Annotated in this window: 16 protein-coding genes; 9 read left to right on the forward strand and 7 right to left on the reverse strand. The window is 66.0% G+C overall.

The genetic code is table 11. The features are described from left to right. The first annotated feature begins 8 nt into the window (after positions 1–8). Entirely contained in the window at positions 9–1499 is a 1491-nt protein-coding gene (locus tag FJ424_RS20825) for a D-aminoacylase (protein ID WP_140652562.1), read from the forward strand. On the opposite strand, the gene FJ424_RS20830 is transcribed toward FJ424_RS20825, so the two are convergent. Genes FJ424_RS20830 through FJ424_RS20860 form a run of 7 tightly spaced genes read right to left on the reverse strand, consistent with a single transcriptional unit; the run spans position 1484 to position 8606 of the window. Next, the gene (locus tag FJ424_RS20830) at positions 1484–2149 is read right to left on the reverse strand and encodes an isochorismatase family cysteine hydrolase (protein ID WP_140652564.1); all 666 of its coding nucleotides are present in this window, start codon (positions 2147–2149) and stop codon (positions 1484–1486) included. The genes FJ424_RS20825 and FJ424_RS20830 overlap by 16 nt on opposite strands. Continuing rightward, entirely contained in the window at positions 2146–3429 is a 1284-nt protein-coding gene (locus FJ424_RS20835) for a Zn-dependent hydrolase (RefSeq protein WP_140652566.1), read from the reverse strand. Before FJ424_RS20835 ends, FJ424_RS20830 begins: the two co-directional genes overlap by 4 nt. Next, positions 3426–4580, reverse strand: coding sequence for an FAD-binding oxidoreductase (locus FJ424_RS20840; protein WP_140652568.1), 1155 nt, complete (start codon positions 4578–4580; stop codon positions 3426–3428). The genes FJ424_RS20835 and FJ424_RS20840 overlap by 4 nt, the downstream gene beginning before the upstream one ends. Next, entirely contained in the window at positions 4577–5896 is a 1320-nt protein-coding gene (locus tag FJ424_RS20845; RefSeq protein ID WP_140652570.1) for a Coenzyme F420 hydrogenase/dehydrogenase, beta subunit C-terminal domain, read from the reverse strand. The genes FJ424_RS20840 and FJ424_RS20845 overlap by 4 nt, the downstream gene beginning before the upstream one ends. Before the next feature lie 7 nt (positions 5897–5903). Beyond that, positions 5904–6818: a nitrilase-related carbon-nitrogen hydrolase gene (locus tag FJ424_RS20850; protein WP_140652571.1), complete on the reverse strand. Its 915-nt coding sequence runs from the start codon at positions 6816–6818 to the stop codon at positions 5904–5906. Continuing rightward, on the reverse strand, positions 6803–8233 hold the full coding sequence (gene hydA / locus FJ424_RS20855; RefSeq protein ID WP_140652573.1) for a dihydropyrimidinase: 1431 nt from the start codon (positions 8231–8233) through the stop codon (positions 6803–6805). Before hydA ends, FJ424_RS20850 begins: the two co-directional genes overlap by 16 nt. A gap of 22 nt (positions 8234–8255) precedes the next feature. Beyond that, positions 8256–8606 (reverse strand): RidA family protein, encoded by a 351-nt coding sequence (locus FJ424_RS20860; protein ID WP_041007422.1) that lies wholly within the window; start codon positions 8604–8606, stop codon positions 8256–8258. A gap of 234 nt (positions 8607–8840) precedes the next feature. Here FJ424_RS20860 and FJ424_RS20865 point away from each other — a divergent pair, with 234 nt between their 5' ends. The 8 genes from FJ424_RS20865 to FJ424_RS20900 all read left to right on the forward strand — a co-directional run. Next, a complete protein-coding gene (locus FJ424_RS20865) occupies positions 8841–10088 on the forward strand; it encodes an MFS transporter (protein ID WP_140652575.1) in 1248 nt (415 codons plus the stop codon). Continuing rightward, complete coding sequence (locus FJ424_RS20870) at positions 10088–10852, forward strand: SDR family oxidoreductase (RefSeq protein ID WP_140652577.1); 765 nt, start codon at positions 10088–10090, stop codon at positions 10850–10852. The genes FJ424_RS20865 and FJ424_RS20870 overlap by 1 nt, the downstream gene beginning before the upstream one ends. Positions 10853–10879: 27 nt before the next feature. After that, positions 10880–11902: an NAD(P)-dependent oxidoreductase gene (locus FJ424_RS20875; RefSeq protein WP_140652579.1), complete on the forward strand. Its 1023-nt coding sequence runs from the start codon at positions 10880–10882 to the stop codon at positions 11900–11902. Between the two features lie 27 nt (positions 11903–11929). Next, positions 11930–12853: a polysaccharide deacetylase family protein gene (locus tag FJ424_RS20880; protein WP_140652581.1), complete on the forward strand. Its 924-nt coding sequence runs from the start codon at positions 11930–11932 to the stop codon at positions 12851–12853. Positions 12854–12862: 9 nt separating this feature from the next. Continuing rightward, the gene (locus FJ424_RS20885; RefSeq protein ID WP_140652583.1) at positions 12863–14197 is read left to right on the forward strand and encodes a dihydroorotase family protein; all 1335 of its coding nucleotides are present in this window, start codon (positions 12863–12865) and stop codon (positions 14195–14197) included. Between the two features lie 5 nt (positions 14198–14202). Further along, positions 14203–14976 carry an SDR family oxidoreductase gene (locus FJ424_RS20890; protein ID WP_140652585.1) on the forward strand — a complete coding sequence of 258 codons (774 nt, stop codon included), beginning with the start codon at positions 14203–14205 and terminating at the stop codon, positions 14974–14976. A 211-nt stretch (positions 14977–15187) separates the two neighbouring features. Then, entirely contained in the window at positions 15188–16282 is a 1095-nt protein-coding gene (locus FJ424_RS20895; protein WP_140652587.1) for an HlyD family secretion protein, read from the forward strand. Beyond that, positions 16279–17230, forward strand: a 952-nt coding sequence (locus FJ424_RS20900; RefSeq protein ID WP_140652589.1) for a DHA2 family efflux MFS transporter permease subunit, incomplete at its 3' end; no start/stop codon positions are given. The genes FJ424_RS20895 and FJ424_RS20900, both read left to right, overlap by 4 nt.

The following is a 17230-nucleotide window of genomic DNA, read 5'->3' on the forward strand; positions in this document are numbered from 1 at the left end:
GCCGCCCAATGCCCTATGATCTCCTCATCCGCCGCGCAACGCTGATTTCCGGAGACGGTTCTGACCGCTTCGAGGCAGACATCGCCGCCACGATGGGCCGGATCGCCGCCATCGGCCGGCTGGACGATGCGCAGGGCATCGAGGAAATCGATGCAAAGGGCAAGGTGGTCGCACCCGGCTTCATCGACGTGCACACCCATGACGACGGTGCGCTGCTGGCACCGCGCGGCATGGACCCGAAGATCAGCCAGGGCGTGACGACGGTGATCGCCGGCAATTGCGGCGTCAGCTTGGCGCCGCTGCTGCTCGACAAAACGCCGCCGCCACCCTTCACGCTGGTCGGCGGCCGCGAGAACTTCCGTTTCGACCGCTTCACCGACTATGTCGCGGAGCTGAAGCGTCGCGGCATCGCCACCAATGCCGCCCTGCTCGTCGGCCACACGACCTTGCGCCAGCGCTGCATGCCGGTGACCGATCGGCCGGCCAATGAAGCGGAAACGGTGGCGATGCAGGAAGCGGTCGCCGCGGCGATGGTCGAGGGCGCCTTCGGCCTCAGCACCGGGCTCGACTATCCGCCCGCCGTCAACTCCTCGACCGAGGAGGTCAAGGCCTTAGCCGCCACGGCGGCAGGCCTGGGCGGTCCCTATGTCACTCATACGCGCAACTACTTCGAGACGATGGACGAGGCGATCGAGGAAGCGATCGACATTGCCGATCATGCTGGCGGCAAGCTGTTCATCTCGCACCACCAGTGCACCGGCCGCGCCAATTTCGGCAAGAGCCGGCCCTCGCTGGAAAGAATCGACAAGGCGCGCGAGACGATGGACATAGGCATGGACGTCTACCCCTATGCCGCGAGCTCGACCGTGCTCCGGCTGGAGCGCTGCGACACCGGCTTGAAGATCCTCGTCACCTGGTCCGATCCGCATCCGGAGATGGCCAGGCGCGAGATCGCCGACATAGCCCGGGAATGGAACTGCACCGAGCGCGAGGCCGGTGAGCGTCTGCTGCCGGCGGGTGCTGTCTATTTCCAGCTCGACGAGGACGACGTCCGCAACATCATCGCGCATCCGCGCACCATGATCGGCTCCGACGGCCTGCCGCACGACATCCACCCGCATCCGCGTCTGTGGGGCACCTTTCCGCGCGTGCTCGGGCACTACGCGCGTGACATCGGACTGTTCAGTCTGGAGGAGGCCGTATTCCGAATGACCGGCCTGCCCGCGCGTGAATTCGGCATCCAAGAGCGCGGCATTCTGGCGGAAGGCAATTTCGCCGACCTCGTCATCTTCGATCCCGAGACGATCATCGACAGCGCCACTTTCGAGGAGCCGCGCCGACCCGCCGCCGGCATCGAACATGTCTTCGTCAACGGCGTATCGGTCTGGCGCGGCGGCAGGGCGACCGGAGCGCTGCCGGGGGCGGTTCTCAAGCCCTCGGCTTCAAGGACGGTCGTCAGAGGCGCGTGCGGCTGCGGCGCCGATCACAGCGCCTCGTAAATCCGGTCGACGCTCTCCAGCGTGTAGGCGAACTCCACCGGCCGCGTGCAGCGCCAGCCATCGAAGGACTGGCCGGCCAGCGCCTTCAGGGCTTCGGGCAGATGCAATATACCGCCGCCATAGAGCCGGTTCGCCATGTCGAGCATGCCGGTGCGGTGCATCGCCTCCGTCATGCTGCCGCAGGCTTCCATCACCAGCCACACGCGAAAGCCCTGGTAAACCGCATCGAACACGCTTTCGGTCACGCAGCTGTCGGTCAGCACGCCGGCGACGACGAGGTTTTCGATGCCGAGCACGGCGAGCCGCTGCGAAAGCTCGGTGCGGCGAAAGGCGCTCGGCCAGTGCTTGTGGATGACGATGTCGCCCGGCTGCACCGCTACCTCGGCGCAGATCGCGGCGCCGTCGCTGCCTGCGACCGCCGAGCGGAATTCCTCGGCCAGTATCTCTTCCTGCCGCTCATAGCCTTCACGCTCTTCCGGCTTGACCCAGGCCTGCGCATGGATGACGGGCACGCCCGCCTTGCGGGCGGCCTCGATCAGGGCGGCAGCGTTGGCGAGCACGGCGTCGTAGCCGACGACCGGCCAGGCCGCGCCGCGACGGTATTCATTCTGCAGGTCGATGACGAGCAAGGCGGTCTTGGCGAGGTTCATGGCTGGTCCGGTAAGTTGTCGAAATCGGTGACGAAACGCAGGAGCAGCCGGATCGCCTGATCGAGGTCCGCGATCTCCATGCTTTCATGCGGATTATGGCTGCCATTCTCGTTGCGCACGAAGAGCATCGCGGTCGGAATGCCGGCGCCGGCGAAGGTGGCCGCATCGTGCCCGGCCCCGCTCGGCACATGCGGGGCGCGCATTTGCAGTTCGGTGGCAGCACGGTCGAGCCTGCCGATCAGGTCCGGCGACATGGTCGCCGGTTCCCAGGTGAAGCGCGGCCCGGGCTCGAAGGTCACGCCGCGCGTGGCGCCCACCTTGGCGAAAATGGTCTGAAGCCGATTTTCGACCCACTCCAGAACGGCCGGCTCGGCGCTGCGGACATCCAGCGTGAAGCCAAGCTCGCCCAGCACCCGGCTGCCGCCATGCTGTGTCGGATCGGACTGCACGCGGCCAAAGGTGATCGTCGCCTCGTGGCCATCGCGTTCGAGCGCGTCCCACTCTGCCTCAAGGCCCGCAATCAGGTCGGCAAAGCCGAGCACGCTGTCATGGCGGGCAAAGCGCGGCTCGGCGCCGGAATGGGCATAGGCGCCAAGGCATTTCGCGTCGACATAGCGGAAGCCGCCGGCGATCCCCGTAACGATGCCGACCGGCGCTCCGGCGGCGACCAGGCGCGGTCCCTGCTCGATATGCACCTCGACGAAGGCAGCGATCCGGCCTGCATCGATGCCCGGCACGCCGCGTCGCACGGCGTCTGGATCGAAACCTTCCTCGCGCATGTGGTCGGCCAGCGTGCGGCCGCTATCGGAACGCCTGGCTTCGAGCGCCTGCGGATCGAGCAGGCCAAGCGCCGCCTGGCTGCCGGGATAGGAGAGCGGAAACCAGACCGCTTCCTCGGCGCGAATCGCCAGCATGATGAGATCGCGCGCCAAGCGGATATTTTGCCCGACCAATTCGGCCATTACCGCGAGCCCCGCCACGACGCCGGCGGCGCCATCGAAATTGCCGCCATGCGCCACGCTGTCGAGATGCGAGCCGATGACGATCGCCGACAGGTCAGGGTCACGGCCTTTCAGCGTCAAATAGAGATTGCCGGCGGCATCGACGCGCGCGACGGCGCCGAGTTTATCCCCCTCGCTGCGCACGAGATCGTGGGCGAAGCGTTCGCCCGGCCCGTAAGCGACGCGCGTGATCCCCGGCGCATCGGTGGTGGCTTGCGCGAGTGTCTCCAGGAGACGCCCGGCCAGCCTGCCGCCGGCCGTCAATGCGGCGCTGCTCATGAGGCGGCCAGCCGAGATTGAGCACCGCGCAGCCGATGCGGCGTGAGTTCCGCAAGCGAAACGCCTTGCCTCGCGACATCGTCGGGCAGCCCGCCGCCGGCGATCAGGCTGGCGCAGACGCGCGACAACGCCGGCGAGGTCTTGATGCCGTAGCCGCCCTGCCCGACCAGCCAGACGAAATCCGGCAACTCGTCGTCCGGACCGACCACCGGCGAGCCGTCGGCGACGAACGTCCTCAAACCCGCCCAGGAGCGCGAAACGCGTTGCACCTCAATCGTCGTTGCCCGTTCGAGACGCTCGGCGCCGATCGCGACATCGATGTCTTCCGCAAAGGCGTCCATCGGCGCCGACGCTGTCGCATCGGCGGGCGAGACGAAGAGCTGCCCGGCATCCGGCTTGAAATAGAACTCCGCGCCGACATCGTTGACCAGCGGCCAGTCGCTAATGTCGAGACCGACCGGCGCTGGAATGTTGAAGGCGGTGCGACGCTTCGGCTGCAGGCCGACCGGACGCACTCCGGCCATCGCCGCGATCTCGTCGCCCCAGGCGCCGGCCGCATTGACGATCAACGGCGCAAGGAATGTTCCCGCTTCCGTCTCGACCCGCCATTGCCCGCCCTGCCTGCCGATGGCTATCACGCCGGCCTTGGTGACGATGCGGGCGCCGCGCGCCCGCGCGCCGCGCAAGAACCCCTGGTGCAGGCCGTTGACGTCGATGTCCATCGAATGCGGTTCGATATAGGCGCCGGCGAGATAGTCCTCGCGAAGCGCCGGCACGCGCGCGATCGCTTCGGCCGGCGTCATCGCCACGATCGATGGCACCAGCGCCTGCGCCGCCTCCAGATCCTCGCGCAGCAGGTCGAGTTGGTCGGCCCGCGCCACGGTGATCATGCCGCGCTTGCTGAGCAGCGGATAATCGCAAAAACCTGTCGGCGGCTCGGTGAGAAACGCCCGGCTTGCCAGCACGATGCGGCGGATGACGCCATTGCCATAGTTCTCGGTGAAGCTTGCGGCCGAACGTCCCGTGGTGTGGTAGCCGCAATGGCTCTCGCGCTCGAGCAGCACAACTTTCGAAGTGCGCGAAATCTCATAGGCAGCACCGGCGCCGGCCATGCCGCCGCCGATGACGATCACCTCGGTCTGCTCGCTCATGGTTGCCCATCCTTTGAAACTGTTTCACGCGGCACCGCAGGCGGCTCGCCCAGGCGGCCGCGCCGGGCTCGATCGCGGGCGCCACGTCCCTCGGCCAGATTCTCGGCCGCTGAATTCTGTGACGCGCATTCGCGCAAGGCGAGACCGGTGACGAAAGGCACCGGCTTGCCGGCTATCTCCATGCCCTTCAGCCGCGCCCAGACCGCGCGGCGTTTGCGCACCTGATGCGACTGCAACTCGCTGATCTCGGCGATCCCGCTCTCCCGCTTGATCTGCACCGCGCCGGCCTCGACAGCCGCGTCGAACAGCTCCCGCCCGCGCTTGGTGCGCACGATGATGCCGTTGAGCGGCTCATCCTCGACGGCCGGTCCGCCATTCAGCCAGGAATCCGATACCGCGATATCCGCCACCTGGCCGATCGCGTCGGGGCAGATCTTGCAGCGCGGCTGGATCATCCATTTGTCCTCGTCTTCCCAGAGCTGCCGGTAGCTGATCTCGAAGGCGCGGCCGTCGCGAGTTTCGATGCGGTTGAGTCCGGGATTGCCATGGCCCCGGTGGCGGAAGAGAGCAAGCTCCTCCTCGCCGAGGCCAAAACGCTGCAGCACCTGTTCCGACTTGGTCAGCTCCGAGGCGCCGCCGCAGACGAAGGCGAGCGCATAGCGCATATGCTCGTCGACGCGCGGATCGAGCCGCGCCAGATTGCGCACGGCGGTGATGTCGCACGGCTTGGCGATCAGCGCGAAAGGCTCGCCGCGGTCGAGAATGGCGTTGAAATCCACCAGGGTCGCCGCCGGCCCATAGCGCGAGCCGGCGCCTTCGAGCACGGAAGCGGCGTCGAAGCTCAGCTTGCGTTCCGTGCGCATCGGCATGGAACGCGAGGCCGCGACATGCAGCACGAACTTGACCCGTCCCGAACTGAGCAGGAACTGTCCGAGCGCCGTCAGCGCCCCGCCGCCGGAGCCAATAAACCGCACTGTGGGATTTCCAGCGGAGCCGAGCACAAGCCGTTCGACCGATCCCCAGACCGTGTCCGCTAACGCGGCGTCATTCATCTGCGCTGGTGGCGGACCGGCGATGCGCGTTCCCGGACACACGGCGTTGATCTTCGTCAATGTCGACTTGTCCAATTCCCGCAACGCCACGGGCCGCTCGCGCCCTTCCGGCGTCATCACCATCTCGACGTCGCCGGGAACGGCGATCGACCGGCAGAGGCCACAGCCGATGCAAAGGCCATTCCCGACGATCTCGCCGAGCGTCAGCGGATCGGTCGAGGGCGGCGGTGTGCCTTGGCTTTGGCTTGTTTCCACGAGGCCCATCGCGGTCTCAGACCGGTTCCGAGATGCGCTTGTATTGATCGGGGCGGCGATAGAGCGCGAAGTTGAAATTCACTTTCCGGCAGGTCTCGATCAGGTCCAGATCGGCGCGATGGACGATGACTTCGTCGTCGAGCGACATTGCCAGTGCCGCGATCTCGCCGGTCGGCGCGATGATGCAGGAGCCGCCGATCAGCGCCTGCCCGTCTTCCAGACCAGCCTTTGCTGCGGCGGCGACCCAGAGCGTGTTCTGGTAGGCACCGGCCTGCATCGGCAGATGGTTGTGGAACATTCTCAGATGCGCCAGAGCCGGCGCTTCGTCGAGCAAAAGCGGCGTGTTGTAGCCGAGCAACGCCACCTCGGCGCCGTTGAGGCAGAGCATGCGATAGGTTTCCGGCCAGCGGCGGTCGTTGCAGATGGCGAGGCCGACACGCACGCCGCGATAGTCGAAGACCGGAAAGCCGAGATTGCCCGGCTCGAAATAGCGTCGTTCGAGATGCGTGGTCGTGCCCGCCTCCGGCTCGCTCGAACCCGGCACATGCATCTTGCGGTAGCGGCCGATGAAGGCACCGTCTGGCCCGACCAGATCCATTGTATTGAAATGGCGCGTGCGGCCCTCTTCCTGCGCCAGCTCGCAATAGCCAAGCGCGAAGCCAACCTTCAGGCGCGCGGCGGCATCATAGAGCCGCCGCGTTTCCGGCCCCGGCATCGAGGCTTCGAAGAAGGCGTCGATCTCGGCCTGGTCGTCGATGCGCCAGCGCGGGAAGAAAGTGGTGAGCGCCATTTCGGGAAACACCGCGATCTCCGCGCCGGCGGAAGCAGCCTTCTCCAGGAGATGCACTAGGCGCCCGACCGTCTCGGCGCGCGTGGCGCTGCGCTGGATCGGTCCGGTCTGGCAAACGGCGATGGTCAGGCATCGAGCCATGGTGTCCAATCCTCGACTGGTTTTCTGAGATGCGCCGGATCGGCGGCGGTGCGTGCCACAAAGCGCCCGAAGCCCGCCTCCGCCTGCAGCTTGCCGTCGGCGACCACCGGCACGCCGCGCACCAGAACGGTGCTTGGCTTGCCGGTGACAACCCTGCCCTCGTAGGGCGTGAAGTCGACGCGCGAATGCAGCGCCCTGTGCCCGAGCGTCCAGCGCGCCGTCGGATCCCACAGCGCTAGGTCCGCGTCGAGCCCGATGGCGATGCGACCCTTGCGATCGGCGAAGCCGTAGATCGAGGCTGCATTGCGCGAGGTGAGGTCGAGATAGCGCTCGAGCGTCAGGCGGCCGGTGAGCAGCCCTTCCGAAAACAGCAGCGGCAGGCGTGTCTCGATGCCTGGAATGCCGCTCAGTGTCGTGGTGAAACCGGGTGTCTCGGACTGCCCGATCTTGTCGGCGAAATAATATGGCGAATGATCGGACGACCACAGGTCGATGCCGCCATTGATCAGCCCTTGCCACAGATGCTCGTGGCTGCGCGGCGAGCGCGGCGGCGGCGAGAAGACGAAGCGCGCCGCATCGATTGCCGGGCGATCGAGATCGGCCGCGCCGAGAAAGAGATATTGCGGGCAGGTCTCGGCGATAGCGTCGACGCCGCGCATCTTTGCCCGCGCCACCTCCTCGGCCGACTGCCAGGACGAGACATGCACGATGGTCATGCGCGCGCCGGTCATCTCGGCAAAGGCCAGCGCGCGATGCGTCGCCTCGCGCTCCATCGTCTCGCTGTGGGCAACGACATGATAGCGGATATCGGTGCGGCCGAGATCGATCAGCCGCTGGCGCGTGCGCCGGATCGCGGCGTCGTTCTCGGCATGGACCATGACGATCCAGCCCAACCGCCTTGCCGTATCGAGAACCTTGAAGAAGAGGTCGTCGTCGACGGCGAAACCCTGATAGGTCATGAACAGCTTGACCGAGGCGATGCCGCGCTGGGCGAGCGCGCCAAGCTGAGCCTCGACATCCGCGCCGGTGCCCATGGTGACCACGGCATGCAGCCCGTAGTCGATCACCGCGCGTCTCGCAGCGCGCTCCAGCGCGCGGTCCATGGCGCCGACAGTCGTCATGTCCTGCCCGGGCATGCCGAACGGAACTATGCAGGTCGTGCCGCCAAAAGCGGCGGAGATCGTGCCGGAATAGAAATCGTCGGCATTGCCGGCTCCACCCCAGACCGGCTGGTCGAGATGGCAATGCGCGTCGATGCCGCCGGGCATCACCCAGCGGCCGCCGGCGTCGATCGCCTTCTCGGCGGAAAGACCTTTGCCGATGGCGGCGATGCGGCCATCGTCGATACCGACGTCGCACTCGGCCCAGCCGTCGTCGAGCGCCACGCGCCCGCCCTTGATCACCAGCTCATGCATTGGCGTACCCTCGCCGGCCGGCTCAGCCAACGGCCGCCGTCACCATGATCTCGACGCGATACTGGTCGCCGGCAAGCCGCGCTTCCACCGTGGCGCGCACCGGCATGGCGCTCCTGTCGATCCAGGCGTCCCAGGCCGTGTTCATCATCTCGAAATCGGCGATGTCCCTGAGCCATATCTGCGCGCTGAGCAGCTTCGACTTGTCGCTGCCGGCCTTGGCGAGAAGCGCGTCGATCTTGGCAAGGATCTGCTTGGTCTGGCTAGTGGTGTCGCCCGAAAGATCGTCCGCGGTCAGCCCCGCCACATAGACGGTGCCGTTATAGCGGAGCACCCGGCAGAAGCGCTGTCCGTTTTCCAGGCGTTCGATCGTCATGATGTTCCCTTCCGCTGGTTTCCAGATTTTGGTTTTTGCCTATGGTAAGGAGGGTGCAAAACCGCTGTAAAGCCTACAGCGCGCCGAGACGCCGCTTTCCTTCGCCGGCATGGCCAAAAAAATTTGAGCCATAGCCGCGCCAATCTTCGTTTGTGGCAATCGCCACAAAGTGTAGCTTCTGGCCGGGCTGCCGTCGGTCAACGGTGCCGCCAGGGAGCCGCCGCAGCCGCATTCATGAGGTCGATCGCTCAATCCGCGACGCGGCTCTGGCAAAATGCAGAGCGGTCCCGTGCCTTGCTGCCGATCATGGTCGGCATCTGCCTGGCCTGCATCGGCAGCGCCATGCTGACCACCGCCGTGTCGCTGCATCTTGGCAAGCCCGGCATTTCTCCCCAGGTCGTGCAGATCGTCTTGACGGCCTATCCCGTGGGCTTCCTCATCGGATGCCTGGTGACCCGCCCGGCCGTCGCCCAATACGGCCATGAGCGAACCTTCGTTGCCATTGTCGTCGTTGCGCTGCTGGCGGCTTCCGGTTTCGTCTTCACCGACTTCCTGCCGAGCTGGATCTGCTTTCGCCTGCTTGGCGGCCTCGCGATGGCATCGCTGTTCGTCGTCTGCGAAAGCTGGATCAACCTCTATGCCGAGCACCACAATCGCGGCGCGATGTTTTCGATCTATATGCTGACAACGGCAATCGCCGTGCTGCTCGGTCAGGTTCTGGTCGCGATGGTCGGCCCGCAATCGCCGCATCTGTTCCCGGTGGCGGCGGCGACGGTGCTGCTGGCGCTGATCTCCAAATTCGCCGGTGGGCGCTGGCCCGCGCTGCCTGCCACCGATCCGGAGCACGCAAGTTCGGCAAGGCCGGTCAAGCGCCTCGGCCCGCTGGCGCTTTTCCGGCTGGCGCCGGTGACGGTCGTGGCGATCTTCCAGGGCGGCATCACCAATATGAACATCTTCGTGCTGACGCCGATCTACGGCACGCAGATCGGGCTGTCGGCGGCAACGACGGTCGGGCTGGTCACGACCATCAGCATCGCCGGCATGCTGGCGCAGACGCCGGTCGGCTGGCTGTCCGACAGGTTTGAGCGCAGGATCATACTGCTTGTCCAGGGCATCCTGTCGGTCACGCTCTGCGCCGCGATCGCCTGGCTCGGCAACTTTTCAGTCCCGCTGCTCTTCGTGCTGTTCTTCCTCTATGGCGCGACGGCGCTGACGGTCTATCCGGTGGCGATGGCGTTCGGCGCCTCGCAATTGCACAGCCGGCACATGGTCGGAGCCTCCGGCACGCTGCTCCTGCTCTATTCGATCGGCAATGTCGCGACGCCCGGCATTTCGGCCGGCCTGATGGAGCATATGGGCGCGCCGGCCATGTTCCTGCTTCTGGGCGGCGGCGCCGTGCTGGTGACTCTAGCTGCCTGCTACAACTTGTTGCGCCGTCCGGTCACGCTGGCGGCCATGCCGGCATTGGAGGAGCAGGCCTGATGACAGCGCCAGACATGAGGCGTCTCGAGGGCAAAGTCATCCTGATCGCCGGCGCCGCCAGCGGCATCGGCACGGCGATAGCGCGCCGCTGTGTTGCCGAAGGCGCTAAGGTCGTCTGCGCCGATTACGGTCCAGAGCCGGCCACCGAGCTTGCCCAGACACTCGGGCCTTCAGCTGCCGCTTGCCAATGCGACGTGACGGATATCGAGTCCGCGGAGGCGGCCGTCGCATTTGCCCGGCAAAACTTCGGCCGGCTCGACGGATTGGTGCACAATGCCGCGGCACCCTCGACCAGCGCCACCGTCGTCGATCTCGACGAAAGCGCATGGCGGCACGAGATCGATGTCGGCCTGACCGGCGCCTTCCTGATGAGCAAGTTCGCCGTGCCGCTGATCGCGGCAAGCGGCGGCGGCTCGGTCGTCTTCATCGGCTCGCAATTCGGGCGCGTCGCCACCGCCAGGGCCGTCGCCTATTGCGCCGCCAAGGCCGGCCTGATCCACCTCGCCAAGGCGATGGCCGTGGACCACGCGCCCGACAGGGTCCGCGTCAACAGCCTGTCGCCCGGTGCGGTGGCGACGACGCGCCTGCTGCGCCGGTTCGCCGATTTCGAGGCCGCCAATGCCGGCCTTGGTCCCGCCCATCTGCTCGACCGCATCGCCGAGCCCGACGAGATCGCCGCGGCGGCGGCTTTCCTGCTTTCCTCCGACGCATCCTTCGTCACCGGATCAGACATGCTCGTGGATGGCGGCTATGCGACGCGCTGAGGCAGCAACCTTTCCAGAGGAGTTTCCATGACCTTGCTCGTCACCGGCGGCACCGGCTTTGTCATGAGCGTGGTCGCGCGCGCATGGCTGGACCGCGATCCGCAAGCCCGCGCCGTGATCCTCGATCGCTCCGGCCTCGATGCCGCAGCCGAGAAGCATTTCGCTCCGGTGCGCGACCGGCTGACGGTGATTTCCGCCGATATCCTCAACCCGCAAGCCTGGTCCGCGACGCTCGACAAGCAAGGCATCACGGCAATCGTGCATGGCGCGACGATCACGCCGATTTCGCGCGGCAGCGCCTCGGAGGCAAAGCGCCAGCCGGAGGCCGCAGACCCGGCCCGCGTCGTCGACGTCAATCTCATGGGCACAGTGCGCATGCTGGACTGGGCGCGCGCGAGACCAGGCCTGAAACGCTTCGTCTATGTCAGCTCCGGTTCCGTCTATCGCCACAACGGACCGGACTGGGGCGCCGAGCCACTGCCGGAAGACGGTTATGTCGCGCCGCTGACGCTCTACGGCATCTCGAAATTCGCCTCCGAGATGGTCACCAACCGCTATGCCGATCTGTTCGGCCTGTCGGCGGCCTCGGTGCGGCTCGCTTCCGTCTACGGCCCGATGGATCGCGCCACCGAGAGCCGCAATTTTCGTCATGTTCCGAACCGCGTCGCGCATATGGCCTTGGCCGGCGAGACGATCAGGCCGAACAGCCTGGAGCCCGTCGGCGACTATGTCGCCTCGACCGACGTGGCCGCCGCGATCCTCGCGCTGATCGATGCGCCGCGCCTCAATTACCGCCACTACAATATCGGCTCCGGTTCCAGCCAGACCATCGGCGAGATCATCGGCTGGGCAAAGGAACGCGTCCCGGGCCTGAAGGCGGAGGTGACGCCTGGAGACGACGCCAACATCGTCCAGGATGTGAGGCTGAAAGGCGGCATGTGGGGCGCCTATGACATCGCGCGCATCATGCGCGACACCACGTGGCGGCCGCGTGCCGGCAAGGAAGCGTTCCATGCCTATATGGACTGGATCGCCGCCAACGAGAACTGAGCCAAGCCGCCCAGAGGAGACTAGTCGATGCCGACCGATTTCCAGCAGCCGCGCGATTTCGTCGGCTACGGCCCGCACCCGCCCTTCGTCACCTGGCCGGGCGGCGTCAAGCTCGCCGTCAACCTCGTGCTCAACTATGAGGAGGGCTCGGAATACTCCTGGCTCGAAGATGGCCGCAACGACAATTGGGGCGAATATAATCTCAGCGGCGGCATGCCGGTGCGCGATCTCGGCACCGAGACGCATTTCGAATATGGTAGCCGCGCCGGCGTCTGGCGCCTGGCCAGGCTGTTCGACCGCTACGACATTCCGGTCACCTTTTCCGCCTGCGCCGTGGCGCTGGAGCGCAACCCGCCCTTGGTCGAATGGATGAAGAGCCGCCGGCATGACCTGATGGGCCATGGCCTGCGCTGGATCGACCACACGACCATGGAGCGCGGCGAGGAAGAGCACCATCTGCACGAGGCGATCGCGCTTTACGAAAAGCTGCTGGGAAAGCGGCCCTTGGGTTGGAACTGCCGCTCGCTACCCAGCGTCAACACGCGCGACCTGCTGGTCGAGGAAGGCGGCTTCCTCTACCACTCCGATCCCTGCAACGACGACCTGCCCTATTTCCTCGATCACCGGGGCACCGAGATCCTGGTCGTCCCCTACTCCAAGACGCTCAACGACAGCCGCTATCTGGTGGCTCCGGGCTACAGCAATCCGCGCGACTTCGCCGAGGACTGCCGCGTGGCCATCGACTATATGCTTGGCGAAGCCGACGAGACCGGCGGCCGCATGCTGACCATCGGCATCCACGCCCGCTGGACGGGTCAGCCGAACCGCGCCTCGGGCCTGCGCGAGGTCATCGAGCATGTCCAGAAATCCGACGGCGCCGCCTTCATGCGCCGCGAGGACATCGCGCGCTTCTGGCACGCGAACCATGCGCGCTTCGAGCAGCGCGGCTGAGGGGGAATCGTGTTCGAGACGCTGATCCGCGGCGCAACGGTTGTGAACGCCGACGGCCTCGGCCGGGGCGATATAGGCATCGCCGCGGGCAAGGTCGCCGCACTCATCGCGCCCAGCGAAGCCGCGGAAGCCAGCACGCTCATCGACGCCTCGGGTTGCTTCCTGCTACCGGGCCTTGTCGATGCGCATGCGCATCTGCGCGATCCCGGCCTGACCCACAAGGAAGACTTTTCCTCCGGTACGCATGCGGCGGCGCTCGGCGGCGTCACCACCGTACTCGACATGCCGACCGATGAGCCATGGACGGCCACGCCCGAGCAACTTGCCGACAAGATGGCGATTGCGAAGGGCCGCATCCATATCGATGTCGGCCTGCAGGCCGTGGTCAGCCGCGATCTGTCGCTTATCCCCCGCCTGCTCGACCTCGCACCGGTCTCCTTCGAGTTGTTCACCGCCGACGTGCGGGACACCTTCCTTTTTGCCTCGCTCGATACCGTTGCGGAGGCGCTGAAGGCTTTCGCCGGCGCCGATACGCTGATCGGCATCTCGCCCGGCGACCAATCGATCCTGGCCGGCAGCACGGCGCGGGATCGCTCCGGCAGCGTCGCCGCCTTCCTGGACAGCCGGCCGCCGCTCGCCGAAGCCAATGGCATCGCCCGCGCCCTTGTCGCCGCCGCCTCGGCCGAAGCGAGGATCCATGTCCGGCAGATCAATTCCGAGCTGGGCGTCGAGACCTGGAGCCGGCTGCGCGGCGTCGCCGACGCCAGCGTCGAGACCACGCCGCAGAACCTGTTCTTCACAGCGCAGGATTACGAAACGCAAGGCGCCAAGCTGAAGGCTTCGCCGCCCTTGCGCTCGCCACACGACGTCGACGCGCTGCGCGCCGCGCTAGGCGCAGGGCTGATCGACATCATCGCCACCGATCACGCACCGCACGCGCCCGTCGAGAAGGCAGCGGCTTATGCCGCTTTCGCCGACATCCCGGGCGGCGTGCCAGGATTGCAGACGCTGCTTCCGACAATGCTGAGGCTGGTCGACGAAGGACTCATCGCCCTGCCCGATCTGGTGCGCATGTGCTCCCGCAATCCAGCCGAGCGCTTCGGCCTCAGCCGGCGCAAGGGTCGCATCGCCGTCGGCCACGATGCCGATCTGCTGATCCTCGACCCGCGTCAGTCAAGCACCATCGCCAATGCCGATCAGGTGTCGCGGGCAGGCTATACGCTCTTCGACGGCTGGACCGTGAAAGCGCGGCTGACCAGTGTCTTCCTGCACGGCCGCGAGATCGTGCGCGACGGGCGACTGGTCGGCGCGGCGCAAGGAAAGATCGTCACCCGGGAGAGCTGAACATCATGGCCCTGCTCGCCAACAAGACAGCCATCGTCACCGGAGCGAGCTCCGGCATCGGCCGCGCCATCGCGCTGAAATTCGCCACCGAAGGCGCCAATATCGTCGTTGCAGACATGGTGGAGCAGCCGATCGAGGGCGGCCAAGGCACCGTCGGCATGATCCGTTCGGCCGGCGGCACAGCCACCTACGTCAGAACCGACATTTCGGATTGGAACGCCGTCGATGTGCTCGTAGGCACGACGATCGCCCAGTTCGGACGCCTCGACGTGATGGTCAACAATGCAGCGATCTACACCAGCACCAATCTGATCGAGACCACGCCGGAACAGTGGAACCGCGTCATCGGCGTCAACCTGACCGGTTTCTTCTACTGCAACAAACGCGCGGTCATGCAGATGCTGACCCAGGCGCCGCGCAATGATGTGCGCGGCCGCATCATCAACATCTCCTCGCAGCATGGCATTGTCGCCTGCCCCGGCGACCTGCCCTATTCGGTGAGCAAGGGCGGCATCGTGCAGATGACCCGGCAGATCGCCGTCGACCATGCCGACGACCTGATCGTCTGCAACGCCATCGCTCCGGGCAAGATCATCACCGGCAAGCCGGGCGTCGCCAACGACCCTGATGCGCTCGACTATTCGCGCCGCCGCACACCCTGGCCACGGCTCGGGCATCCGAACGACGTGGCGGGCGCGGCGCTCTTTCTCGCCAGCGATATGGCGAGCTATGTCACCGGCATAAACCTGATGGTGGACGGCGGCTGGATGGCGGGCTGACGCTGCCAGCCGGGCCATGGCCGCATCCGAGGGCAGGAACCTTTGCGGAAACCGCCCGTTGACCCTGCTGCGAGGGGGCCAACGATATCTGGGACCCGTTGCCTTGGACGCAAAAACTGAAAGAAAAGAGCGCGAAACCGCTCCCGCCGAGGAAGCGCGGGTTCAGCCCCAGTCCGATCGGCAGCAACGCCCGCCGGACGCCGAAAAGCGCATGGATAACGAGCGCGACGGCGAGCGAGCGCAAGACTCGCAGTCGAATGACAGTCCGTCGGACGACAACAAACCCGGCCTCATCGGACGCCATCCCTACATAGCGGCGATCGTCGCCATCCTCATCCTGTTGGTCATCGCGGCCGTGGTCATCTGGTGGATCAACGCGCGACAGTATGAATGGACCGACGACGCCTTCATCGACGCCCGCACGGTGACGATCGGCGCGGAAATTGCCGGACGCATCACCGATGTCGCCGTCACCGACAACCAGCCGGTCGAGGCCGGCGCCGTGCTTCTGCGCATCGACGACAGCGATTATCAGGCCTCGCTCAAACAGGCACAAGCCGGCGTGGTTGCGGCGCGGGCCGATATTGCCAATGTGCAGGCCCAGACCGAGGCGCAAAACGCCAAGATCGATGCGGCCGAAAGGCAGGTGGCGCAGGCGCAGGCAGCGCTCGAATTCGCCAAATCCGAGGACCAGCGCAACCGTGAGCTCCTGGCCAAGGGCACGGCGACGCAACAGCAGGCACAGCAGGCCGCTTCGACCTTGCGCCAGGACCAGGCAGCACTCGATACCGCCAACGCCAATGTCGAGGCGGCGAAAAGCCAGGTGGCTGTTCTGCAGGCTCAAGGCAAGAGTGCCGAGGCCAAGCTGCGCCAGGCTCAGGCCACCGAGAACCAAGCCAAGATCACCCTCACCCGCACGACCATCACGGCGCCCGTCGCCGGCCATGCCACCAACATCACGGTGGCGAAAGGCACCTATGCGCAGCCCGGCCAGGTGCTGATGATGTTCGTGCCCAACGACGTCTGGGTGAAAGCCAATTTCAAGGAGACACAGCTCGACCTGATGCGACCGGGCCAGCCCGTCGATATCGCCATCGACGCCTATCCGGAAAAGACCTTCCATGGCCATGTCGACAGCGTTCAGGCCGGCAGCGGCACGGCCTTCAGCCTGCTCCCGGCCGAAAACGCCACCGGCAATTTCGTCAAGGTGGTGCAGCGTGTGCCGGTCAAGATCGTGTTCGACCAGCCGCCCGGCGTCTATCTCGGTCCCGGCATGTCGGTGGTGCCGACGGTCAAGGTGCGATGAGCGATGCCGCGACAGCCCAGGGCGACCAGAGCCGGTCGGCGGCCGGCGGTCGCAACCCCTGGCTGATCGCGATCGTCGTCTCGATCGCGACCTTCATGCTGGTGCTCGACACCTCGATCGCCAATGTCGCGCTGCGCAACATCGCCGGCAGCCTCGCCGCCGGCATGGACGAGAGCACATGGGTGATCACCACCTATCTCGTCGCCAACTCTGTCATCATCCCGGTCAGCGGCTGGCTTACCAGCATCATCGGTCGAAAGCGCTATTACATGATCTGCGTGGCGACCTTCACGCTGGCGTCGCTGCTGTGCGGGCTGGCGCCCAATCTGCCGACGCTGATCGCCTTCCGCATCCTGCAGGGGCTCGGCGGCGGCGGCATGGCGCCGAGCGAGCAGTCAATCCTGGCCGACACGTTCCCGCCTGAGAAACGCTCCCAGGCCTTTGCGCTCTACGGCATCGCGGTGATCGTCGCCCCGACGGTCGGGCCGACCATCGGCGGCTGGCTGACCGACAATTTCTCCTGGCACTGGATCTTCTTCATCAATGTGCCGTTCGGCATCATGTCGCTGGCGCTCGTGCAATGGCTGGTGATCGAGCCAGACATTCTCGAACGCGAACGCCGCGAGCGGTTGAGCAAGGGGCTGAAGGTCGACTGGATCGGCTTCATCCTGGTGGCGATGGCGCTCGGCTGCCTCGAAGTCTTTCTCGACGAAGGCCAGCGCAACGACTGGTTCGCCTCGACCTTCATTACCACTTTCGCCGTGATCTCCGCGGTGTCGTTCCTGCTGCTTGTTCCGTGGGAGTGGACAAGGCGCGACCCCATCGTCGACATCCGCCTGCTTTTCAGCCGGCAGTTCGGCATGTCGTTCCTCGTCATGATGGCGGTGGGCGCCGTGCTCTTCAGCACCACGCAGCTTTTGCCGCAACTGCAGCAGACCACCTTCGACT

This window comes from Mesorhizobium sp. B3-1-8 (assembly GCF_006439495.1).
GTDB lineage: Bacteria > Pseudomonadota > Alphaproteobacteria > Rhizobiales > Rhizobiaceae > Mesorhizobium.